Source organism: Commensalibacter melissae (genome assembly GCF_009734185.1).
Lineage (GTDB): Bacteria > Pseudomonadota > Alphaproteobacteria > Acetobacterales > Acetobacteraceae > Commensalibacter > Commensalibacter melissae.
Genome location: NZ_CP046393.1, coordinates 1779258 through 1801158 on the forward strand (window position 1 = coordinate 1779258; position 21901 = coordinate 1801158).

Below are 21901 nucleotides of genomic sequence, written 5' to 3' on the forward strand. Positions count from 1 at the left end.
TTGAAAGTATATTTTTATAAGGTTGCGTCATGGACTTACTCCATAAAAGAAATGTATCCCTTGATTGTTTTCGTGGAATTATGGCTTTATTTGTCGCTTGTGGACATTTTTTTTATTGGAACCATAAACCAATAATTCCTTGTTCTTTTGTTTTAGCTGTTGATTTTTTTTTGGTTCTCAGTGGTTTTGTCATTTGTCATTCCGTTTATCAAAAAAGAGAAAAATTTAACTCTATAAATTTTGCTTTTAAACGTTATCTAAGACTTTTTCCAGTATATATCGTTTGCGTAGTTATTTCTTATGTATTTAATATTTTTAATAATATCACTCAACCTAATTTATTTGATTGGTTTAAAATATTAACTATTTCAGAAATGATTCCTTTAAATACGCTTCACCCTTCAATACCTTTTGAACCAATAGGAATTTCATATACTATTTCAGCTGAACTTTGGGTTGGAATAATAATTTTTCCAATATTTGTAACATTATTAGATAAATTTACGCATTTGATATTTCCTGTTTTAATTCTAGTAATCTTATATTGTTTAATTGTATTAAATCAAACCTCTATAAACTATATGGATGCGCATCATAGGCTGTATAATTTATTTATAGATTATGCAATTATTAGATGTTTATTAGAATATTCACTAGGAATTCTTACTTATTTAATATTTATTAAGATTAATTTTAAACCAAACAATTTTATAATTTCTTTTTTTCAACTTTTTATAATTCTTTTATTTTCTATGACTTACTTAAAATTAAATTATAATAGAAATAATGAATTTATAGCTCCTTTTTTATTCGCTATATTTATCTATCTCTTGTCTTTTAAAACTGGAATTATTTACAAAATAACTTCTAATAATTTTGCAAAATTTTTAGGAGATATTTCATATTCTATTTACCTAATTCATCCTATTTGGATAAATATCTGTTCAAAATATTTTCATTTACATACCACAAAAGGAATTAATATCGTCATTTATATATTTTGCATATTAACATCTGCATATATAATTTATCAATTTGTTGATAAACCTTGCCTACAACTTCTACGATACAAAAATAATACTTAAAACCAATTTTCAGTAATCTCGTAAAATTATTTATGATAAATTAAGGACTTATATATGCCGCTTAAAAGAGATTTCTCAACAACGATTTTTAATAATTTTCCAATTCGTCACGACTGGACCAAGGAGGAAATCGCTTCTTTGTTTCAGCTCCCGTTGCCCGAGCTTATTTACCAAGCACAAACTGCCCACCGATTAAATTTCGATCCAACACAAATTCAGGTTTCAACCTTGCTCTCGATCAAAAGTGGAGGATGTCCCGAAGACTGTGCTTATTGTCCACAAAGTGCAAAACATGAAGAAAAAATTAAGGCAGACCGTCTTATGTCCGTTGAAAAAGTGCTTGAAAAAGCACGCGCTGCCAAAGCGGAAGGTGCGACACGTTTTTGTATGGGTGCCGCCTGGCGTTCCCCGAAAGATCACGATCTCGAGACCGTTTGTGCCATGATAGAAGGCATTAAAAATCTTGGGCTGGAAACATGCGTAACCTTAGGAATGCTTAATCTGGAACAAACTGAAAAACTTAAAAACGCTGGACTGGATTATTATAATCATAATCTTGATACTTCTGAAGAACATTATGAAAAGATCATCTCAACCCGTACATATCAGGATCGTCTGGATACCCTCGCTTTTGTTCGTGATGCCGGTATCAAAGTATGTTGTGGAGGTATTCTCGGAATGAATGAAGATGAAGCAGACCGTGTCAGCATGATTGCAACCCTTGCCAATTTACCCAGACATCCGGAAAGCGTGCCTATCAATATGCTTATCCGCGTCAAAGGAACACCTTTGGGTAATGCAGACCCCATAGATCCTATTGATTTTATTCGTACAATTGCTGTCGCCCGAATCACGATGCCTGAAAGCTATGTTCGATTGGCAGCCGGCAGAACGGAGATGAGTAATGAAATGCAGACCTTGTGCTATCTGGCTGGAGTCAATTCTATTTTTCTGGGTGAACGTTTGCTAACCTGTCCCAATCCAGAAAAAAGCAGTGATTTGACCTTATTCAACAAATTAGGACTGCAAATTGCCAACCAGCAAAACCGGGCCATAACCTAAATTAACAACACTACTATAAGAATTAAGATTTTGAATTTTGGAAATCTTATCTAGATTCTTGCTTTCCAGCGTAATAACCTTAAAGCGTTCATAACAACACATACGCTACTTAAAGCCATGGCTCCCCCTGCAATAGCCGGATTTAAAAATCCGAGCATTGCCAAAGGAATACCGATAATATTATAGATAAACGCCCAAAACAACCCTTCCTTGATACGCTGATGAGTTCTTTTGGCAATGTTCAACGTATCAGCGACCAATTCAGGATTATTCCGCATCAATACGATCCCAGCCACCTCGGCCGCCACATCCGTCCCCTCGCCCATTGCAATGGCAAGATCCGCCTCTGCCAAGGCCGGAGCATCATTTATTCCATCTCCAACCATGGCAATTGACTGATGATCGATACCCTTTGAACCATGTTTCTTGATAAACTGTTGTTTATCTTCTGGTGTCAGATTCGCTTTAACGTCATCTATTCTCAATATATTACCAATTTTTTTGGCGACAGCTTCATTATCCCCCGTCAACATAATTGATTGGATTGAATGCTCTTTCAATCGTCGAACCGCCTCTACCGAACCAGACCGTACATGATCCTCAAAAGCTATAATACCCAATAAACGATAGGAATCTTGCATCTTCTCAAGAAGCCAGGATAAAGTTGATGATCGGATTTCTGACGGCACATCAGGAATTTTACACCCATGCGATTCAACCATCCGCTGATTGCCCAATAAGAAAACCCGTTCTTTTATCTTTCCCATGATACCACGTCCCTGTTCTTTTATAACCCGGAATTCTTCTGGTTGTTTCAAAGAAATAGTATAAGAGGAGGCTTCAGATAGCAGTGCCTTTGCCAAGGGGTGTTCGCTTGATAAAGACAAACTGGCTGCATAATAGAGAATTTCTTTTTTTGAAAAATCGGATAAAGAAACAATTGAAACGACTGACAGTTTTCCTTCTGTTAGGGTTCCTGTTTTATCAAATGCCACCTTTTTGACATGCACCGCTCTCTCTAAAGTTTCAGCATCACGAATTAAAATACCAGAACGAGCTGCTGCCCCGCATCCAGTAGCTAAAGCTGTCGGCGTTGCCAAACCCAATGCACAAGGACAGGCAATCACCAATACGGCAGCGGCATGCATTAACCCTATTACAAAAAAACCGTTTATCAACCACCAACCCAGAAAGGTTAATAATGCTAGAATAATAACAACAGGTACAAAAATACTGCTTATCCGATCCACCATTTTTTGGATTGGCGCCTTGGAGGCTTGTGCATTTTCAACCAATTGGATAATAGCGGACAATCTTGTCTGTCTCCCGGTTTTTTCAACCTTAATTGATAAACGCCCATTATCATTTAATGAACCACCAGTAACTTTATCCCCAATTTTTTTCTCGATTGGCAGGCTTTCCCCAGTCAGCATCGACTCATCAACTGCACTTTCACCCTGTATGACCGTCCCATCACAAGGAATTGTTTCACCTGGACGAACAACAACCTGATCACCAACCATTAATTGATCCAGGCAAACTGATATTTCTTTGTCATCAACCAGTTTACAAGCTGTATCAGGACGCAGAGCCTGTAATGCCCTAATTGAATCAACGGCTTTATATCTTGCCCGCTTTTCCAACCAGTGCCCCAGTAAAATAAAGGTTATAATCAATGAGGCGCTTTCATAATAAAGATCAGGCTCAACCTTGCAATAACCCAACAACCATGAAAGCAATAAACATGTGCTCAGAATCCAGGCGGTACCTGAACCAAGTATCACCAGCAAATCCATATTTCCATTTCCTGATTTTACCGCACGATAAGCAGCAATATAAAATGGTTTTCCCAACCAGAATTGCACAGGAGTTGCCAATAAAAACTGAACCCAGCCTGGAAGCATCCAATGATGGTTGAAACCGCCAGCAATCATTGAACCCAATAATGGTGCGGAAAATAAGGCCGCGATAATCCAATGATATAAATCCTTTTCATCACGATCCCCATTCAGGTTGATAGCTGCATGACCAGGATCAAGCCATTCCGCATGATAACCAGCCTTTGTGACAGCCGTCTCAATCTCAGCAATTAAATTTTGTTGTTGGATAGCTGGTTTTGGAATGACCCTGGCCTGTTCCAATGTCAGATTCACATTGACATCTTCAACTCCTGCAACACGCTTAATGACTTTCTCAACACGTCTGACACAAGATGCACATGTCATTCCACGAATTACAAAATCAATTCCTTTATTTTCCAATGCTGCAGACATGATCGACCAATCCTACACTTTATCGGTATGCAAATAAGAATTAGTATAAAATATAAAACATGCTATAATAATTAACTTTCATAGTCATTAACTAAATAGGATTTTCATCATGAAAATATATCATGTCGAAGGAATGACATGTCAACATTGTGTCCACGCTGTAAAAGAAGCCGTTGAAGCCCTTCCAGATGTTCAGGAGGCCAATGTCGACTTGAAAACCGGAACATTAAAAATCACCGGTTCGGTCAATGAGAATGAACTCAAAAAAGCGATTGAAGAGGAAGGATACACCCTTTCTTGAAATAATCCCATAATGGGCATTTCAGGTTAAATAATAATTATTCGCAATTATATTCTTGTCTGGCATTTTTTACAAACTGTTGAATTAGGATTGGATCCTTTTTCCCCGGTTCAGATTCAACCCCTGATGAGACATCAATTGCCTCTGTACCTGACTGCTGAATGGCTTCTTGCACATTATCGGGTGTTAATCCACCTGCCAGCAACCATGGCTTTGCCGGGTTCCAGTTTTTAGTCAGGGACCAATCAAACTTGCGTCCATTACCGCCCGGTCTTGTATCCGATTCATAAAATGGTGCCTCAATCACCATTCCATCAACCTGGGAAGGTTCAAGCAAATCATCACGCGTTTTAACGCCTCTTGCCAACCAAACTGGCAGACCGATTTCCTCTCGAATAGTTTCCGCCTGTTTGTCAGAACAATAAAGTTGCAGAATATCCAGCCGAACCTTGTCAAGAATTCTTCTTATATCATCTAATTTTGGCCTAACAAACAAACCAACCCTTAACAGACCTTCCTTACCATAATCAGGCAACTGTCTCGCTTGGGTAACAGATAAAAAACGCGGAGACGCTGGATAAAAAACCAATCCCACCCAATTGACCCGTAATTTTAACAATAAATCACAAGTCGCCGTTTCTCTTACACCACATATCTTGATAGAAACCATAAAATTAATCTTGTAACTGACAAATGATTTCCTCAGCAACCTGTTGTGGATTAGCTGACTGTGTTATTGGCCGACCCACTACAATCCAATTTGCACCCGCCTTATGTGCCAACGCGGGTGTCATGATTCGTTTTTGATCATCTGTTTTGGCATTTTCCAACCTTATTCCCGGTACCACTAATACAACTTTATCTTCATAAAACTTACGCAGAGTTGCAACTTCCTCGGGTGAACAAACAAGACCATCGACACCAGCGTCCAAAGCCATTCCTGCCAGTTTCATTACTTGTTCAAGAGGTGTCGTATGAAGATTTACACTATTTAAATTCTCCTGATCCATACTGGTCAGAACCGTAACCCCAAGTAATAACGGTTTCTGATTTTCAGGAAAATTGACATCTATTGCCTTACGTGCGGCTTTAATCATATCTTTTCCGCCCAACGTATGAATAGTCAACATGGCTGGTTTTACAGAAACCAAACTGGCAATTGCAGATGCAACGGTATTGGGAATATCATGCAGTTTCAGATCAAGAAAAACTTGCCGACCCCTAGCCAGTTTCCTGACCGCATCAAAACCGCAAGCGTAGGTAAACTCCATACCTATTTTAATCATTTGCCCTGTTAAATCAGCAATTTGAGCCCATTGCTCAGCCAAATCATAATCTTTTGTATCAATCGCAAGAATCAAGCCGGTTTTTGTCATTATTTTTCTTAAGTGATCTATCAATTATTTATTATAATATGTGGAAATAAATCTATTCTTCTGAATTCTGTTGCGAAGGTTCAACCCTGTCAGGGGAAAGGGCAGACGTTGCTGTTGGAACTGGGGTCCCATTCTGTCCTGTTCCCTGCTGCGTTGTATTCTGTTGAGTCAGGGCTATATACTGGGCCCGCAATTCATTTAACTGTGTTTCCAAATCACGTATTTTCTGTTCTGCCTTTCTGGCTCTTTTCCATTGACTGACCAAGGAGGTGAAAACTGTTAAAGCTCCTATTGCAAAAGAAATGATTCCAGCCAGCAATACAATCATTCCAACAGAACTTTGCCAATTAGCAGAAAAGAAATTCATTGGCACAGGCGTCATATTTAACAAGAAAAAGATAATTAAAAGTACCAGGAATGGTACAACGATAATTAATCGCAACACGATATGATCTCCCTAACCCAACCATAATCAAACATTATGAATATGACCAGTATATAATACACAAACCCTTACATAAATAAGGAATTTTAATCCAGATAAAAAAAACATTTAAAATAATAATTTAAAAAAAACAAAAAATAACCATATAGTTATAAAAAGATAAATCGTTTTTTCTTATATAAATCAAAAAGCTATGCATGAAATTGTTTCATTTAAAAAAATAAAGAACAAAATATGGGCCAACATTTTTTATATCGGAAACAAACGATACATCGCTAATATTTATCATTCTTATGAAAAAGCATATCAGGATTGCGAATGGCGGAAACAGGAAATTACTGCCTACAGACATTTACTAATCAATCATGAACAACCCGTACCACAATATTTGACAATCCCGATTCACCAATCAGAGATTCCAAAAAATTGGCTACCTTTGCCTGTATTCGGTTTTTTGCTTTCCTCAAAAAAACTTTCAAAAAAAACAATTTGATTTTATAAACAGGTCCTTCGATTCAATTTATTAATAATTTTATACCTATAAATATTTAATTTAAAAGAGAATGCTCAATGTCTAATAAACAACATGAAGAAAAAACGTTTTTTTTACCTATCATCCCAGTTAAGGATTTAGTCACCAACATTGAATATATTCGAGAATTAAACGTAAAAATTTTTAATACACCCAAAGTTTTTCTTAAGGTATCTCCAAAATCCGACATTACCGTAACCGTTAATGTCAATGCCCAGCAAATTGAAAAGGATTACCCCCAATTCGAAATTATCGTTATCCTAAATTGTACCAGTCAAAAACAACTTGAAGATGATGATGAACCAACTTCTATTTTTGAAATTGACTTGCAATATGGTGCAGTTGTGACCCTTCCCACTTTAAAGGCTGCCAATATAGAAGAATTGTTGATGATACATGCTCCAGAATTATTATTTCCAGAAATTCGCAATATCATCCTGAATATAAGTCGTACATCCAATCTACCCTCTATTCTTTTGCAACCCATTGATTTCGCAGAATTATGGAAAGAAAAAAAATCCACCCTGAAAAACAAAGATTAAGAAACCCTACAAAAATGGATACAACAATGCCCCAAAAACTAGACACGGACAAAAAAATTATTGGTCAAGCAGATCCAGGCGGGATTGTTCCGGAATCATCACGTATTGCCTATGAAAACCGTTGGCTAAAAATCCGTGAGGATATCATACGCTATCCCAACGGGTTAAAAGGCATGTTTGGTGTTGTAGAACGAAATGAATTCGCTGTTATTTTACCACTGCATATTAATAATGAGGGAATTAAAATAGTCACCCTTATTCGACAATACCGATATCCTGTGGGTAAATTTATGTGGGAACTGCCGATGGGAATGTGGGAATTAAAACCAGATGCCACCCCCGAGATGGTTGCTGCCGGAGAACTGGAGGAAGAAACAGGTTTGCGTGCCGCCAATATGGTACATGGAGGTATATTATATCAGGGGGCAGGCTATTCAACCCAAAAAGGTCACGTTTTCCTTGCAACTGATTTAACACAACATTCCCCGAAACGCGAAGAGACAGAACTGCATATGACCTGTCATACAATCCCGTTAACTCAATTTGAGGAAATGATTCAAAACGGACAAATAACTTGTATGGTTACAATCGCTGCATTCTGTTTGTTACGTAGTAAAAAATTAGTTTGACTCTCTCTTCCATCGTTACCTAAAAAAAGATTTAATCGTGTAATTTATGACTTGAGGAAATATAAAGTATGGCAGAAACCCAGCTCCAATATAATAACCCTTCTACATCACGTACCCTTGTCAAACATGCGGTTACAATTGGTTCCACCATGATCTTGGGACTTGTTTTTGGGTTGATCTGTCATGCTTTTGGAGATGTTATTATCTATAAGTCAGCAAATGGCTCAATAACGTTATCAAATTTTATTCTGACCTTGTCTGAATTAATTGTCAATTTGTTTTTGCGCCTGATAAAGATGATCGTGGCACCTCTGGTTCTGGCCACGCTTATTGCCGGGATTGGGAACGTTCAAGATACTAAAACCATAAAAACCATCGGGATCAAGGTTATTTTTTGGTTTATCGGTGCCTCTATCGTTTCCTTGGGTGTTGGAATGCTTGCCGCCAATATCATCCAGCCAGGCAAGAATTTTACGCATAATTTACCACCTGTCTCTGAATCTCATGCAATTTATCATTTTGACCTTATTAAATTTACACTTCATATCGTTCCTGATAGTGTCATTGACGCAATGGCTCATAACGATATGTTACAGTTAGTAGTTTTCGCTGTCTTTTTCGGTTTGTCTTTAGCCGCTTTACCTGACAAACAATGTCAACTGGTAAGAGATGTAACAGATGGAGTAGGCAAAGTTATGCTGAAAGTCACCGATATGGTCATGATTATTGTACCATTGGTTGTCTTTGCTTCACTTCTTTCAATAGCAACCCGTAATGGATTACACGTAATTGAAAGCTATGGACTGTTTTTGATCGAGTTTTATGCTGTCATTCTCGTCATGTTCATTATTTTGATCGGAACTGGTTATTTCATGATGGGAAAAAAAGTGTTTAAACTTCTTCCATTCATAGCCGAACCTGTAATGGTGGGATTTGCAACCGCCAGTAGTGAGTCTGCCTTTCCAAGATTACTTGAACAACTTGAAAAATTCGGTGTTCCACCCAAAATATCTAGCTTTGTCGTTCCCTTAGGCTATAGCTTTAACCTTTGTGGAACCATGATGTTCATTTCATTTGCCGCCATTTTCATCGCACAAGCCTATGGTATTCATATGCCCATTGAAAAACAAATCATGATGCTCCTGGTCATGATGATCAGCAGTAAAGGCATCGCAGGAGTTCCACGCGCCTCAATGGTAATGCTCGCCGCTGTCATGCCAGGTTTTGGAATACCCGAAGCCGGACTGCTATTAATTGTCGGAATTGATCAGTTTCTTGATATGGCAAGAACTGCAACAAGTGTTTTGGGTAATGGAATTATTGCAGCAATCGCTAATGAATGGGACATCAGAGCAAACAATACAAAAGAGACAATATAATTTTATCCTTCCCCAAAAACAGTTGAATATAAAAAAGGTCACTGATATCTTATGAAAACGCAATTAATTGATGGCAAAAGCTTTGCCTCAAACATGACCCAGAAAATAGCTCTGGAAGTCAAGCAGCTGCAGCAGGAAAAAAATATAACCCCTGGTCTTGCCGTCATTTTGGTCGGCAATGACCCTGCCAGCGAGGTATATGTCAGAAACAAGACAAAACAGACACACAGGGTGGGAATGCGTTCGTTCATGCATCTTCTTCCTGAAACAACCACACAAGAAGAAATCCTGAATCTAATTGCAAGATTGAATAAAGATCCTGATATTCATGGAATTCTCGTACAGCTACCTCTTCCAAAAGGGTTGAATGCAGACACCATTATTCAGGCAATCACCCCTCATAAAGATGTTGACGGCTTGACAGCCTATAATACAGGAAAACTTGCGCTCGGACATAAAGACGGATTTATACCCTGCACCCCACTTGGATGTCTAATGTTATTGCAAAAAGAACTTTCCAGTTTGAAAGGATTACATGCAGTCATTATTGGAGCGTCAAACTTGATGGGCAAACCCATGGCACAACTTTTATTACAAGAAGGTTGCACTGTAACTATTGCCCACATTCATACACGCAATCCTGAAAAACTTGCCCGTCAAGCAGACATTCTTATTGTTGCGACTGGTTGCAGTGAGCTCGTTAAGGGATCATGGATCAGTGAAGGTACGACTATTATAGATGTCGGCATTAACCGTATCACGACAAAAGATAACAAGACCAAACTGATAGGTGATGTCGCTTTTGAAGAGGTTTTGGGTAAAGCTGCAAAAATTACACCTGTCCCTGGTGGTGTCGGTCCTGTCACTATTGCCTGTTTGTTGCATAATACATTACAAGCAGCAAGAAATACGATAAAATAATTTACACCAGAACTATTTCTTATTATAATTATTGCAATAATATAACAATAATTTCTTAAACCGCTTGATTAATATTAATAACTAAATCATTTAAAAGCGGTTTACAATTTATTAGATTGTTTTCTATAAACGAAACTAAAACTTGCTAATATAATATTTAAGTGAACAATTAAAATGACTGAAATTGATTTTCCCTCTTTACTGTTTGATTCAGCCTGGTATTTAAAAACCTATCCAGATATTGCAGCCGCCAATGCAGATCCTGTTGAACATTATCTGTTTTTCGGATTTCGAGAGGGACGAAATCCTAACCGTTTTTTTAATACCACCTTTTATCTGAATACCTATCCTGATGTTGCCGCAAGCACTATTAACCCTTTTATCCATTATATAATGTATGGTGCCGCGGAAGGGAGATTACCCAGGGCTTCTGATCAACCACCTATACCTTCTACAACGGTAAGCACGGAATTATCAACCGGGACCGATATTCCGTATATGGTTGCCACCGAACCCAACCCACAATCTAAATCTGAAATTAATTTAAGTTTTAAAATCAGTGATTCAGAACCTCCCCAGCAATTACAAGATAAAAAAACTGCATCCTATGATAAATTAACCTTGAATGCCGCATCTGAGGTTACAACAAAATTACCAAACAAGAAAACGACTGTAAAACCAAAAAACTCATCGGTAGCATCCTCTCGAAAACGAAGTCCGAGAGTCAAAACTCAACGCGTAGCACATGGTAATAGTATAAGCAGATAGGCTGATTTTTGTATAAATTCAAAACTAGATTAATAATCAGTTTCTAACGGTTTTCTTTTTAAATTTTCTTCTTTTTTTTACATTCATTAAACGATGCTGATAAGGAGAGAGATATATTCCAGCTTTTTTTCTCCTTATTGAAGAATTATTGTTCAAATAAGAGGCTTGAATGATTTGAAACTGATAATGATTGTTTAGATCAGGTGTATGAGAATGATAATTGCCAATCGCCTGCATTAAATTTCCATTTGTCTCTGCAAGATACAATTTAAGAATCGCCCCCGCCACGGCTATATTATAACAATTATCCTGTTTTAATCGTTGATAGATGACTTGACCAGTTTCATGTGTTGTTTCCATCAATGGAACAATCCAACGTGTATTGATCTGCATTACCCCCAAATCCTGCGTGCCATTCTTGTTATTGGAGACAAGATTAGGAGCCCCACCCTCCACACGTTGTATTGCCGGTAAAACAGAGGAAGGCAAATGATGAAATGCAGCAACCATCATCATACATTTTAAATATGTCGCAACCATCTAACTAAATTAACTTTATTCTATTTTATTTTTATATTAACAATTTTAACATTAAAGAAATTAAATCTATTATTTCAAATCCATTTATTTCATTACAAGGAATTCGTTATGACACGAATCTCGGTAGAATTAATTCCTAGAGATAGAAATCATATCATTAGTGACATGAAACAAGTCAAGGAATGTTTCCCAATTGCCGACAGCATCAATATTCCAGATCTCATGCGTTTTTCTTTAAGAAGCTGGAACGCTTTTCAGATTACCTCTTCATATTATACACGTTCCATTCCTCATATAAGAGCAATTGATATTAATCCCGATCTTCCATTGCCCGGCCATGATATCAATAATTTACAAGAAATTCTGGTTATTCAGGGAGACCCTCCCTCCGATTTCAACAAACATACATATCCCAATTCAACTGAAAGCATTTTAAGACGATATCGAAGGGAACTCCCGCATCTGAAATTGTATGCTGCCTTTGACCCATACCGTCGTTCTCCCAAGGAAGAACTTGAACATGTCCTGTCAAAAAAAGAAGCGGGAGCCAGTGGTTTTTTTACACAACCCATTTTTGATGAGAAAATGCTTGAACTCTGTATGGATTGGTTACACAACAAAACCGTTTTTTGGGGTTTATCACCTGTCATTGGACCAAAATCGAAATCATATTGGGAAATTACCAACAAAGTTGTCTTTCCACATAATTTTGAAACAAGTTTACAGGCCAACATTGATTTTGCAAAAAAAGCCTTACAAATGATCAAAAAAACAAACCAAAATGCTTATTTAATGCCTTTACGCGTCAAATTAACCACCTATCTATCACCATTACAGGAAATTTTTCAAAACTAGTATCCCAACGCATATAAAATTCGAATCCAAGATCGTATCCCCTTATGAAATGAACGAAGATTATATTTTTCATTCGGGGAATGAATGCAATCATCAGCATTTGCAAACCCGATTAAAAAAGATTCTATTCCGAATTCACGCTGTAAATCATTAACCACAGGTATGGCGCCTCCACTGCCAATAATGACTGTTTTATGAAGCCATTCATCTTCGAGGGCTTGACTAATTTTACTTAAATTCTTTCCTTCAAGGGAAACCATACTTGCATTTGAAACACCATGAGAAACAAATTCAACTTTACAATCTTCGGGTATTCTCGATTTTACAAACTGCCGAAAATTTTTCCGAATTTGAATTGGATCCTGTCCCCCAACCAAGCGAAAAGAAATTTTGGCTGAAGCCTGAGCTGGAATAACCGTTTTAAACCCATGTCCTTCATATCCCCCCGTAATTCCATTGATTTCACACGAAGGACGACACCATGTCTGTTCAACGGCATTGAATCCAATCTCACCCGCCGGATATTGCAAACCGATTGGATGAAGCAGTTCACTATCGGTTTTACCAATTTCCTGCCATTTTTGACGAATCGTTTCAGCAATTTCAGGCACCCCTTCATAAAAATTTGGAATGGTGACCCTTCCTGTATTATCACGTAATGCTGCAATAATTTCAGCCAAAACCTGAATAGGGTTTTGAGCGGCATTTCCATATAATCCCGAATGCAAATCCCGATTAGCCGCGTAAACGGTAACCTCTTCCCCAACCAAGCCACGAACCATGGCAGTGATTGCTGGCACATCCGGAGTAGCCATATCCGTATCACAAATAAAAGCAATATCAGGATGTAAGATTTCTTTCTGTTGTGCTAAAAAGGTAGATAAATGTTCTCCTCCACTTTCCTCTTCACCCTCCAAGATAAAGGTGATATTCAATGGAAATTGCTTGTCTTTCATATAAATCGCACGACAGGCTTCCAGGAAAGTAAGAATTTGACCTTTGTCATCTGATGATCCACGCCCATGAATAACCTCTTTTCCTGTTGCGTCGGTTCGGATACAAGGTTCAAAAGGTGGTATTTCCCATAATTCCAGTGGATCGACAGGTTGTACATCATAATGTCCATAAAATAAAACATGCGGGGCTCCCTTTATTTCAGGAGAATTTGCCATGACGATTGGATGTCCCCCAGTTTCACAAATCTGCACATCCAAATCCATATTACGCAAGTAATCATGTAACCACTGTGCTGCCTTTCGACAGTCTTGGTTATAGCTTGGAATAGCTGAAATACTTGGAATGCGTAAAAATTCGAATAAACGATCAAGAGATTCTGTTATCCTATGATCAACATTGCAAAGAATTGATTGCAAAATAAACTCCTATTATTATAAAATTTTATTTTAAAGAGATACTTTTTTATTTAATAACCAATAATGATTTTATCCTATCTGAAACCAAAACCCATTACATTAAAGATTCTTGCCGCGGCCATTTTTAATCTTGTATGTTTCATAAATATCGGTATGCCTTTGGCTACAATACCTGTATTTGTTCACAGACAACTCGGATATAATAGTATAATTGCCGGAATTGCTGTTTCCGCAGCCTATCTTGCCACCTTTATAAGTCGCCCGGGGGCAGGTCAATGGCTGGATACCAAAGGAGCCAAAAGTGCAGTCATTATAGGTTTGGGAATTAGTGCATGCGGGGGACTTTTAACAATTTTGGCTTTATTGTTTATCCATCAACCTCTTATGGCATTAATAATCATCCTTCTAGGCCGCTTTTGCATGGGTATTTCAGAAAGCTGGGCATCAACAGGTGTTAATGTCTGGAATATCGGCAGAGTAGGAATTGAAAACGCAACCCATGTCATATCATGGAATGGCGTAACCACTTATGGCGGCATGGCTATTGGTGCCCCCTTAGGGGTTTATCTTGCTTCACAACCCATCGGTTTTATTGGAGGGTTATCTGGATTTTCTATTCTTACTGTCATTCTGGCTTCAGCATCAATGCTTCTAGCATCAACCTATCCAGCCATCATTCCCGTTCCAACCGCTAGACGTTTACCTTTTACCAAGGTTTTCAAACGAATTTCAACTTACGGCTGCTGTCTTGGTTTATCAACTATCGGATTTGGCAGTATTCAAACTTTCATTGCCTTATATTTTATTAGCAACCACTGGACAGGATCTGCCATTGCCTTGACAATTTTTGGCGTTTCCTTTGTCATGATCCGATTTATTTTCAAAAATTCACTTTTAAAATATGGTGGTTATATTGTCTCTATCATCTCCCTAATTACAGAAACCGTTGGTCTTCTTCTGCTTGCCACACAAACCTCAATAATTGGTGCATATATCGGAGCGGCCTTGACAGGATGTGGTTTTTCACTCATCTATCCAGCCTTGGGTGTTATTGCCATATCAAAAGTCAGTAGTGAAAATAAAGGGGCGGCTCTTGCCTCATTTTCTTTATTTCTGGATATGGCCCTTTTTATTTCCGGTCCCCTACTGGGTCTAATCCAAAGTCATCTTGGATATGATTATCTTTATTTGTCAGCCAGTTTTTTTGCTTTTTGTAGTGTTCTGTTAACCTATGGGCTATATTATCAGAATAAAAAATCCTCTATTTAACGATGATATATTAAAGAAAATTTCATGACTCATTACAATTACTCAATTACCGTTTTCTGCGGTTCAAAATGCGGAAACAAATCCATCTACATTCAGGCGGCAAAAGAATTGGCAAGCCATTTTGTTCACAATCAATTACGACTTGTCTTTGGCGGTGGCAGTGTGGGATTGATGGGAATAATATCAAATACCATGATTGACCTTGGTGGATCCGTCAAAGGTATTATCCCGCAATTCCTTATCAAAAAAGAGGGACAACATTCTCGTGTAAATGATTTAACAGTTACCGAAGATATGCATTCCAGAAAAAAGATTCTTTATGACGAAGGAGATGCCTATCTGATTATGCCTGGAAGTATCGGGACTTTTGACGAATTCTTTGAAATACTTACTTGGCGCTATCTAAAGCTCCATAATAAACCGATCATCATTGTAAATGTCGATAATTGGGCTAGGGGCATTCATGATCAATTAAACAATACCATCAAACAGGGATTTGCTGATAAGTCCCTGTTGAAACTTTTTGAAGTTGTTCCTGATGTACCTTCAGCAATAGAATCTTTGAAAAAACAGATGAAATTCTAGAAAATAAATATTCCTGTTACCATAAAATTCTGTAACAGGGATTTCACATATTATACAATATTTTCTAATGAAAATTGGCAAGATACCGTTTTAAATGCCAGTATGCTCGAGTCATATCCATACCCACGCCAAACAAATCCTTAATCTGAAATGGACAGGTTAACAGACTTCCGGCAATCCTGGAAAAATTCAACTTGCCATCCTGTGTCAAGACTGAAGAAACAAGAGGTGGAAGATTCCGACTTGCCGTATCACATACAACACGTAAAACAGCAAACGGAATATGTTTCTCCTGAGCAAACTGCGCAACCAAACCACTTTCCATATCAACTGCCAAACAGGCCGAATCTTTAAAAAGCCTTTCTTTTTTTTGGGCAGAGGTTACAATTTCATTGCTATGCAATAAACTTCCGAGCTTGACTTCTGATTTTTCCGCCCCCAACCAGGTCCTTAATTCGGCATCCGCATGATATTCCCTATTCTCGGCAACTACACTATGCGACAATAATATTGTACCTGCCTTAATAACGGGATCCAAACCGGCAGCAAATCCAAAAGATACGATTGAATCAATTTTTTCCACCGACAATCGCTCAAGGGCCTTTTTTGCACCCAGATAGTTCGCCCCGCTCGTTTCAACAGCAGCAGGAGCTAAAGTTGAGGCTAATCTTGCCTCAAAATCCATTCCAACCAAAATACCAAGGCGGTTGTATATCATTAAAACCCAACCTCGACTTTTCCACTGTTACTCGCTTGAAGATTGCGAAAACGTGATAAGGCCAATAAAGGAAAAAACTGTTTATATCCATGATAACGAAGATAAAACACTTTTGGAAATCCCACGGCATTATAAGGATTTTCTTCCCAGTGACCATTTTCTTTCTGGGCGCTCATCAGCCAGGCCATCCCTTTTTGCACCGCTGGGTGTTTGACTTGTCCCGCTGCCATTAATCCGAGTAATGCCCAGGCAGTCTGAGAAGGCATGCCTTGATTATAAACGCCTTTTGGCGCATCCTCATAGGAGGCTTCATCTTCACCCCATCCTCCCTCTGGTCTCTGTACATAAAGTAACCATTTAACCGCACGTTTTACCATTGGATCTTCATGAGAAATTCCAGCTGCATTTAAGGCGCATAAAACCGACCATGTTCCATAAATATAATTCGTTCCCCAACGCCCGAACCAGCAACCTGCATCTTCCTGTTCAGAACGTAAATATTGAATTGCCTTATCGATTACCGCTTTATCTTCGGGATAATTAAGCTGTGCCAGGAAAGAAACACAACGCGCCGTTACATCAGCCGTAGGAGGATCCAGCAAAGCGCCATGATCAGCAAAAGGGATATGATTCAGGATCATTTTATTATTGTCGATATCAAAGGCCCCCCAACCACCATTCGAGCTCTGCATGCCAATTATCCACTGACGGGCACGTTCAATTGATTCTGCATGATCCGGATTACCATCACGATGTAGCAACATACCGACAACAGCCGTATCATCAACATCTGGATAATAATCATTTCTATATTGAAATGCCCATCCTCCAGGAGCTGTTTCGGGAGAATTAATAATCCAATCTCCCTTTACATCCAAAATCTGGCGATCTTTCAGCCATTTCAAACTTTTCGCCAATTTTTGTGAAGTTACCTCTCGATCCACTGCTCGATTATGACTTATGGTTTCAATTACGGCATGTCCAGTCAAGGCAGTATCCCAAATAGGTGAAACACAAGGTTGACAATAAGCTTCTGTATCCGTCTCAATCAATAATTTTTTCACAGAACGCCAGGCAATCGCAGCGCGTGGATCATCATCGGCAATTCCCAACGCATGATATGCCATCACAGAATTTGCCATGGCTGGGTAAATTGCTCCCAGCCCGTCTTCTCCATTCAATCGTTCATCAACGAATTCCAATGCTTTCTGAATGGATTTTTTTCGTAAAACAGATGGAATATATTTTTCAGCAGGTCTTACAACTTTATCCAGTCCTTTAAAGACATGTCCCCAATAAGACCGGAACGGACCCTTAATCCAATCGCTGACCTGATCAGGCGGAGTTACAAATAATTCCTGAATATGAATATTACGAGGGTTAATCGCCTTGGGTTTCAAAGCGGCCAGAATCAATAAAGGAACAACAACTGTTCTGGACCAATATGACATATTCCAAATGGAAAACAATGCTTTCTTGGGCATCAGCATCAATTCAATCGGCATTGCAGGAGTGGCATGCCATGGAACCTCACCAAACAACGCCATTTGAATACGTGTGAAAACATTGGTTCTTTCCGCACCGCCATGCGCAAGAATGGCCTCTCTGGCACGTTTCATATGGGGTGCATCAATATCATCCCCAATAGCCTTTAAAGCAAAATAAGCCTTTACGGAAGCCGAAAGATCAAATTTTCCTTGATAATAAAGAGGCCATCCACCATGATCCCCTTGGATACGGCGCAAGTAAACGCCAATTTTATTTTCCAAATCCCGGTCTATACGATTCAGAAAATGTTCCAACAATACATATTCAGCAGGAATAGTTGCATCCGCCTCCAGTTCAAATACCCAATGTCCATCTTCATTCTGATGTTCAGTTAATACATGCTGTGCTCGAGAAATTGCTGCGTCCAAATCGTCATTATCTATTCCCTTTCCCAAATCACCAGTATGATCTAGCATAATTGAATATTTCCTTATTTTATTATAAATAAACCATTACTATTTGAATTTTGATAAAAAATCTAACCTTAATTATCCCGAGTTTATAAGCTATAAAATAGCCTGAGCCGCCTTATATCCCGAACGGATAGCCCCCTCAATTGTTGAAGGAAGACCTGTAGCGGTCCAGTCTCCTGCCAAAAACAGGTTTGGACATATCGTATAACAGGAAGGACGACGTTTATTTTGTTCTATCGTTGCAGCAAAACTGGCCCTTTTTTCCCACAACAGACGATAGGACGGTACGTATTCAGGCAAAGGGGAAAAAAGGAAAGGTTCAAGGGTTTTCCTGATTTCCTGCCAAATTAATTTTGATAAATTTTCAGGATCAGACCCCGTAAAACGATTGGCGGCACTTACAGTTACCGAAATCACCCCGTCTTTAACAAAAATCCATTCACTAATTCCACCAATAACACCGATGAACCTTGCCTTTTCGACACTCCCCTTCATTTGCAAGGCAAAATCAACTTTATAATGAAGATTCAATATACTTTCAAATTCATCTGGCAAGGGAATGTCAGGTAAAATTGGAGATAAAACCTGTCTTGCCGTATAAGGATTAACCGCAAGAATAACCTGGTCCTCTGAATTAAGTTCTATTTTTTCATTATTCACGATAAAATAATCAACATATCCGTCTTGCCGATGCAATTCAGAAAGGCGAGATGTCGCATGAATTTTGCCACCTTGCAATTTTATCAGAGATAAAGCCGGTTTTACAAAGGTTTCTGACAATCCCTTCTTTGGAAAATAAGGAACACAGGCCTTTCCTCCCTTTAACAAAGACTGACGCACAACAGAACCTAGTAAAATTGCGCTACCAACCTCACAAGAAGTATTCAAAACAGAAATGGCAAACGGTTTCAGAAGACGGCGGGAAAATTCACCATTTACCAAACAATCGGCAACAGTTTGACTATGATTGGCCTTAATTAAATGCCACAAAGCCATCAATTCAGGAAGTTTAAAACCTGGAACCCGACGGTTTTTACTAAATAGCCACCAAGGAAATCTTCCATTTGATAAACTAACATCCCAATGTTTGTTTTCATCAAGATCAAAAAAGGGAAATAGGGGAATTCCTGAACTGGTCAGACTATTCATGGAATCTATTTTGTTCAAATAATCAAAAACGGCATCATTTCCAGAAAGAATTAAATGATTACCGTTATCGATCAAACGATCCAATTTTGAATCATAAAAAGAACGGGCTCGCCCACCAAATGTTGGACTTCCTTCATAAAGCGCGATTTGCGCATCTGTCCTTGAAGATAAAAAGACAGCGGCAGACAAGCCAGCCAACCCCCCACCAATAATATGAATATGTTTCTTTGCCATATTATTGAACGCTATACCATCAATCCAACCATACCAACAATAACTTTTTCCCCTGTCGATAAGGATGCTCTTTTAAAAGGTTTTTTCCACCCCAATTTTTTTTGTTTACCCAATAAAAAGCGATAAGTAGCTGCCATAATTTTTGCAGGCCGAATGGCATCAACTTTACATTGTTTCATATAGTTCGCAGCAGAATGAAAATGATCCAGGGCACGATATGACATAATATTGCAAACTTCTTGAATTGAGGGATTCTGCATACATCGTTCAGGAATCAGGGAAATATGAAAACGTTCCAACAATTCTTTCGGTAAATACAAGCGCCCTCGTTCGATATCTTCCTCTAGATCGCGCAAAATATTTGTTATCTGTAGTGCCCGACCCAAATGATAAGCGACTTTTTCAGCCGCTTCTGATGAATCCCCAAAAATCCGGATTGCCAAACGACCCACTGCCGAAGCGACCCGATCACAATATAAATCGAGATTGGCTTCATCAGGAGCAATAACAGGATTTAATACATCCATTTCCATACCATCAATAATGGCAAGAAAATCTTCCTTCCTCAATCCAAACTGTTGAATTGAGCCCAGCAATACATTCTCAACGGAACCATCAGCCTTTCCATTATACAGAAGCTCAATTTTATCGCGCCATTTCTGCAATTGTTTCTGTTTAACCTCAGGTTCACCCATATCGTCCGCAATATCATCAACAATACGACAAAAACTGTACAAGGCGAACATACTGTAACGACGTTCAGGGGATAACATTTTCATGCCTGCGGCAAAAGATGTCTTGGCATGACGAACGATTGCCTCGACAAAGATCAAATCAAGCTCGCTACATCCCATTATCTGTGCAGTTTCAGCTAGCGGCTTTTGCATAATTTGATCGGACCTTTCCATAGTTAAAAATAAATTAAGACAGTTTTAAGCAAGAAAACAAAAATTAGCAAATTAAATAATAGGATAATCTATTACCCTATATCAATAATTTATCTTTTTCAGGACTATTATCTTAAAATATGTGGACAAGCATATAGAACAGCCTTGATCGCATCCTTATAATTCAGTTTCACTCTTGTTGCCAATGGATCCTCTTTTCTCAAATGCTCAGTCAAGGAACATGCAAGCGTAAGAATTACAGAACTCTCCATTCTTAACCGTCGATTGGACGTCAATCGTATTAATTGTTCAGCTTCCCTGTTTAAATCATCAATATAGTCAAGAATATAATCAAATACATTCCTTAATCCGCTTATTGTTCCCTCGTCTTTAACCGCCTGCACGTCAACATTTTCTGCACGCAGCATATCCAACGGGATATAACATCGATCAAGACGAATGAGGTCAGCCCTACAATCCTGCAAATGATTAAGAATTTGTAAAGAGGTGCATAACGCATCTGCAGCTGGTCTTATATCAGCATTTTCCTTATGAAGATCAAGTAGATAATGACCAACAGGATTGGCAGAATATCGACAATATTCGAGAAGCTCGGCAAAAGTTTCATACCTATTTTTTACTGCATCCTGACGAAATGCAATCAATAAATCCGTTGCAGTGTCAAAAGATACACCCGTTTCCAACAAACTGTTACGTAAATATCTTGCAGCCTGGACATCAGCCCGATCGGGTGCCGGCACATCATCACATAAAACAGCCTGCATTCCATTCAATCGTTTAACTTTTTCTTCCGAACTTAACATTTCGGAATCAGCGATATCATCAATAACCCTTGCGAAATTATAATATGCCTGTACATGAGGTCTCAATTTACGGCTAATCAATAAAGATCCTACTGGAAAATTCTCATCTTTTGCCCCCTTGCCAGAAGAAACATCTTCATTCCCCCAAATTGAAAAATCATACAGATCACAATGATTATTCACTGAACGCATA

At 38.5% G+C, this 21901-nt stretch carries 23 protein-coding genes; 12 read left to right on the forward strand and 11 right to left on the reverse strand.

The annotated features are described in order from the left end of the window. Positions 1-29: 29 nt before the first annotated feature. The gene (locus GN303_RS07925; RefSeq protein WP_110439045.1) at positions 30-1085 is read left to right on the forward strand and encodes an acyltransferase family protein; all 1056 of its coding nucleotides are present in this window, start codon (positions 30-32) and stop codon (positions 1083-1085) included. A gap of 54 nt (positions 1086-1139) precedes the next feature. Further along, on the forward strand, positions 1140-2147 hold the full coding sequence (bioB, locus tag GN303_RS07930) for a biotin synthase BioB (RefSeq protein ID WP_110439046.1): 1008 nt from the start codon (positions 1140-1142) through the stop codon (positions 2145-2147). Positions 2148-2197: 50 nt separating this feature from the next. Here bioB and GN303_RS07935 read toward each other — a convergent pair whose 3' ends face one another. Then, positions 2198-4420, reverse strand: coding sequence for a heavy metal translocating P-type ATPase (locus GN303_RS07935; protein WP_110439047.1), 2223 nt, complete (start codon positions 4418-4420; stop codon positions 2198-2200). Between the two features lie 109 nt (positions 4421-4529). On the opposite strand from GN303_RS07935, the gene GN303_RS07940 reads away from it, so the two are divergent. Beyond that, a complete protein-coding gene (locus tag GN303_RS07940; RefSeq protein WP_155565989.1) occupies positions 4530-4721 on the forward strand; it encodes a heavy-metal-associated domain-containing protein in 192 nt (63 codons plus the stop codon). Between the two features lie 37 nt (positions 4722-4758). Here GN303_RS07940 and GN303_RS07945 read toward each other — a convergent pair whose 3' ends face one another. The 3 genes from GN303_RS07945 to GN303_RS07955 are packed head-to-tail and all read right to left on the reverse strand — an operon-like array spanning position 4759 to position 6542. Beyond that, positions 4759-5391 carry a phosphoribosylanthranilate isomerase gene (locus GN303_RS07945; protein ID WP_110439049.1) on the reverse strand — a complete coding sequence of 211 codons (633 nt, stop codon included), beginning with the start codon at positions 5389-5391 and terminating at the stop codon, positions 4759-4761. Positions 5392-5395: 4 nt separating this feature from the next. Continuing rightward, positions 5396-6097 (reverse strand): orotidine-5'-phosphate decarboxylase, encoded by a 702-nt coding sequence (gene pyrF, locus GN303_RS07950; RefSeq protein WP_110439050.1) that lies wholly within the window; start codon positions 6095-6097, stop codon positions 5396-5398. 52 nt (positions 6098-6149) lie between these two features. Further along, entirely contained in the window at positions 6150-6542 is a 393-nt protein-coding gene (locus tag GN303_RS07955; protein ID WP_110439051.1) for a LapA family protein, read from the reverse strand. Between the two features lie 193 nt (positions 6543-6735). On the opposite strand from GN303_RS07955, the gene GN303_RS07960 reads away from it, so the two are divergent. The 6 genes from GN303_RS07960 to GN303_RS07985 all read left to right on the forward strand — a co-directional run bounded on the left by GN303_RS07960 (position 6736) and on the right by GN303_RS07985 (position 11313). After that, positions 6736-7035 (forward strand): hypothetical protein, encoded by a 300-nt coding sequence (locus GN303_RS07960; RefSeq protein WP_110439052.1) that lies wholly within the window; start codon positions 6736-6738, stop codon positions 7033-7035. 77 nt (positions 7036-7112) lie between these two features. Beyond that, on the forward strand, positions 7113-7616 hold the full coding sequence (locus tag GN303_RS07965) for a protein-export chaperone SecB (protein WP_110439053.1): 504 nt from the start codon (positions 7113-7115) through the stop codon (positions 7614-7616). Positions 7617-7642: 26 nt separating this feature from the next. After that, positions 7643-8245 (forward strand): NUDIX domain-containing protein, encoded by a 603-nt coding sequence (locus GN303_RS07970; protein WP_110439316.1) that lies wholly within the window; start codon positions 7643-7645, stop codon positions 8243-8245. Positions 8246-8313: 68 nt separating this feature from the next. Beyond that, on the forward strand, positions 8314-9624 hold the full coding sequence (locus tag GN303_RS07975; RefSeq protein ID WP_110439054.1) for a dicarboxylate/amino acid:cation symporter: 1311 nt from the start codon (positions 8314-8316) through the stop codon (positions 9622-9624). Positions 9625-9675: 51 nt separating this feature from the next. Then, the gene (folD, locus tag GN303_RS07980) at positions 9676-10545 is read left to right on the forward strand and encodes a bifunctional methylenetetrahydrofolate dehydrogenase/methenyltetrahydrofolate cyclohydrolase FolD (RefSeq protein WP_110439055.1); all 870 of its coding nucleotides are present in this window, start codon (positions 9676-9678) and stop codon (positions 10543-10545) included. 174 nt (positions 10546-10719) lie between these two features. Further along, on the forward strand, positions 10720-11313 hold the full coding sequence (locus tag GN303_RS07985) for a hypothetical protein (RefSeq protein WP_110439056.1): 594 nt from the start codon (positions 10720-10722) through the stop codon (positions 11311-11313). A gap of 36 nt (positions 11314-11349) precedes the next feature. Here the strand turns inward: GN303_RS07985 and GN303_RS07990 are convergent, their stop codons facing one another. Further along, positions 11350-11853: a lytic transglycosylase domain-containing protein gene (locus tag GN303_RS07990; RefSeq protein ID WP_110439057.1), complete on the reverse strand. Its 504-nt coding sequence runs from the start codon at positions 11851-11853 to the stop codon at positions 11350-11352. A gap of 108 nt (positions 11854-11961) precedes the next feature. On the opposite strand from GN303_RS07990, the gene GN303_RS07995 reads away from it, so the two are divergent. Further along, positions 11962-12708 carry a methylenetetrahydrofolate reductase gene (locus GN303_RS07995; protein WP_110439058.1) on the forward strand — a complete coding sequence of 249 codons (747 nt, stop codon included), beginning with the start codon at positions 11962-11964 and terminating at the stop codon, positions 12706-12708. Here GN303_RS07995 and GN303_RS08000 read toward each other — a convergent pair. Next, on the reverse strand, positions 12705-14081 hold the full coding sequence (locus GN303_RS08000; RefSeq protein WP_110439059.1) for a dipeptidase: 1377 nt from the start codon (positions 14079-14081) through the stop codon (positions 12705-12707). The genes GN303_RS07995 and GN303_RS08000 overlap by 4 nt on opposite strands. A gap of 63 nt (positions 14082-14144) precedes the next feature. Here GN303_RS08000 and GN303_RS08005 point away from each other — a divergent pair, with 63 nt between their 5' ends. Further along, the gene (locus GN303_RS08005) at positions 14145-15350 is read left to right on the forward strand and encodes an MFS transporter (protein WP_110439060.1); all 1206 of its coding nucleotides are present in this window, start codon (positions 14145-14147) and stop codon (positions 15348-15350) included. Positions 15351-15374: 24 nt separating this feature from the next. After that, the gene (locus GN303_RS08010) at positions 15375-15935 is read left to right on the forward strand and encodes an LOG family protein (RefSeq protein ID WP_110439061.1); all 561 of its coding nucleotides are present in this window, start codon (positions 15375-15377) and stop codon (positions 15933-15935) included. Positions 15936-15999: 64 nt separating this feature from the next. Here GN303_RS08010 and GN303_RS08015 read toward each other — a convergent pair whose 3' ends face one another. From GN303_RS08015 to GN303_RS08035, 5 genes are all read right to left on the reverse strand, one after another. Further along, on the reverse strand, positions 16000-16653 hold the full coding sequence (locus GN303_RS08015) for a phosphorylase family protein (protein WP_110439062.1): 654 nt from the start codon (positions 16651-16653) through the stop codon (positions 16000-16002). After that, positions 16653-18617, reverse strand: coding sequence for a squalene--hopene cyclase (gene shc / locus GN303_RS08020; RefSeq protein ID WP_110439063.1), 1965 nt, complete (start codon positions 18615-18617; stop codon positions 16653-16655). Before shc ends, GN303_RS08015 begins: the two co-directional genes overlap by 1 nt. A gap of 90 nt (positions 18618-18707) precedes the next feature. Next, entirely contained in the window at positions 18708-19997 is a 1290-nt protein-coding gene (gene hpnE / locus GN303_RS08025; protein WP_110439064.1) for a hydroxysqualene dehydroxylase HpnE, read from the reverse strand. A gap of 11 nt (positions 19998-20008) precedes the next feature. Beyond that, on the reverse strand, positions 20009-20884 hold the full coding sequence (gene hpnD / locus GN303_RS08030) for a presqualene diphosphate synthase HpnD (protein ID WP_110439065.1): 876 nt from the start codon (positions 20882-20884) through the stop codon (positions 20009-20011). Between the two features lie 128 nt (positions 20885-21012). Beyond that, positions 21013-21900, reverse strand: a complete 888-nt coding sequence (locus tag GN303_RS08035; protein WP_110439066.1) for a squalene/phytoene synthase family protein — start codon at positions 21898-21900, stop codon at positions 21013-21015. Position 21901 lies beyond the last annotated feature (1 nt).

Bases quoted from the DNA above. Each gene is read 5' to 3' on its own strand.
- GN303_RS07925 (WP_110439045.1), top strand. From the start codon at position 30: ATGGACTTACTCCATAAAAGAAATGTATCCCTTGATTGTTTTCGTGGA.
- bioB (WP_110439046.1), top strand. From the start codon at position 1,140: ATGCCGCTTAAAAGAGATTTCTCAACAACGATTTTTAATAATTTTCCA.
- GN303_RS07935 (WP_110439047.1), bottom strand. From the start codon at position 4,420: ATGTCTGCAGCATTGGAAAATAAAGGAATTGATTTTGTAATTCGTGGA.
- GN303_RS07940 (WP_155565989.1), top strand. From the start codon at position 4,530: ATGAAAATATATCATGTCGAAGGAATGACATGTCAACATTGTGTCCAC.
- GN303_RS07945 (WP_110439049.1), bottom strand. From the start codon at position 5,391: ATGGTTTCTATCAAGATATGTGGTGTAAGAGAAACGGCGACTTGTGAT.
- pyrF (WP_110439050.1), bottom strand. From the start codon at position 6,097: ATGACAAAAACCGGCTTGATTCTTGCGATTGATACAAAAGATTATGAT.
- GN303_RS07960 (WP_110439052.1), top strand. From the start codon at position 6,736: ATGCATGAAATTGTTTCATTTAAAAAAATAAAGAACAAAATATGGGCC.
- GN303_RS07965 (WP_110439053.1), top strand. From the start codon at position 7,113: ATGTCTAATAAACAACATGAAGAAAAAACGTTTTTTTTACCTATCATC.
- GN303_RS07970 (WP_110439316.1), top strand. From the start codon at position 7,643: ATGCCCCAAAAACTAGACACGGACAAAAAAATTATTGGTCAAGCAGAT.
- GN303_RS07975 (WP_110439054.1), top strand. From the start codon at position 8,314: ATGGCAGAAACCCAGCTCCAATATAATAACCCTTCTACATCACGTACC.
- folD (WP_110439055.1), top strand. From the start codon at position 9,676: ATGAAAACGCAATTAATTGATGGCAAAAGCTTTGCCTCAAACATGACC.
- GN303_RS07985 (WP_110439056.1), top strand. From the start codon at position 10,720: ATGACTGAAATTGATTTTCCCTCTTTACTGTTTGATTCAGCCTGGTAT.
- GN303_RS07990 (WP_110439057.1), bottom strand. From the start codon at position 11,853: ATGGTTGCGACATATTTAAAATGTATGATGATGGTTGCTGCATTTCAT.
- GN303_RS07995 (WP_110439058.1), top strand. From the start codon at position 11,962: ATGACACGAATCTCGGTAGAATTAATTCCTAGAGATAGAAATCATATC.
- GN303_RS08005 (WP_110439060.1), top strand. From the start codon at position 14,145: ATGATTTTATCCTATCTGAAACCAAAACCCATTACATTAAAGATTCTT.
- GN303_RS08010 (WP_110439061.1), top strand. From the start codon at position 15,375: ATGACTCATTACAATTACTCAATTACCGTTTTCTGCGGTTCAAAATGC.
- GN303_RS08015 (WP_110439062.1), bottom strand. From the start codon at position 16,653: ATGATATACAACCGCCTTGGTATTTTGGTTGGAATGGATTTTGAGGCA.
- shc (WP_110439063.1), bottom strand. From the start codon at position 18,617: ATGCTAGATCATACTGGTGATTTGGGAAAGGGAATAGATAATGACGAT.
- hpnE (WP_110439064.1), bottom strand. From the start codon at position 19,997: ATGGCAAAGAAACATATTCATATTATTGGTGGGGGGTTGGCTGGCTTG.
- hpnD (WP_110439065.1), bottom strand. From the start codon at position 20,884: ATGCAAAAGCCGCTAGCTGAAACTGCACAGATAATGGGATGTAGCGAG.
- GN303_RS08035 (WP_110439066.1), bottom strand. From the start codon at position 21,900: ATGCGTTCAGTGAATAATCATTGTGATCTGTATGATTTTTCAATTTGG.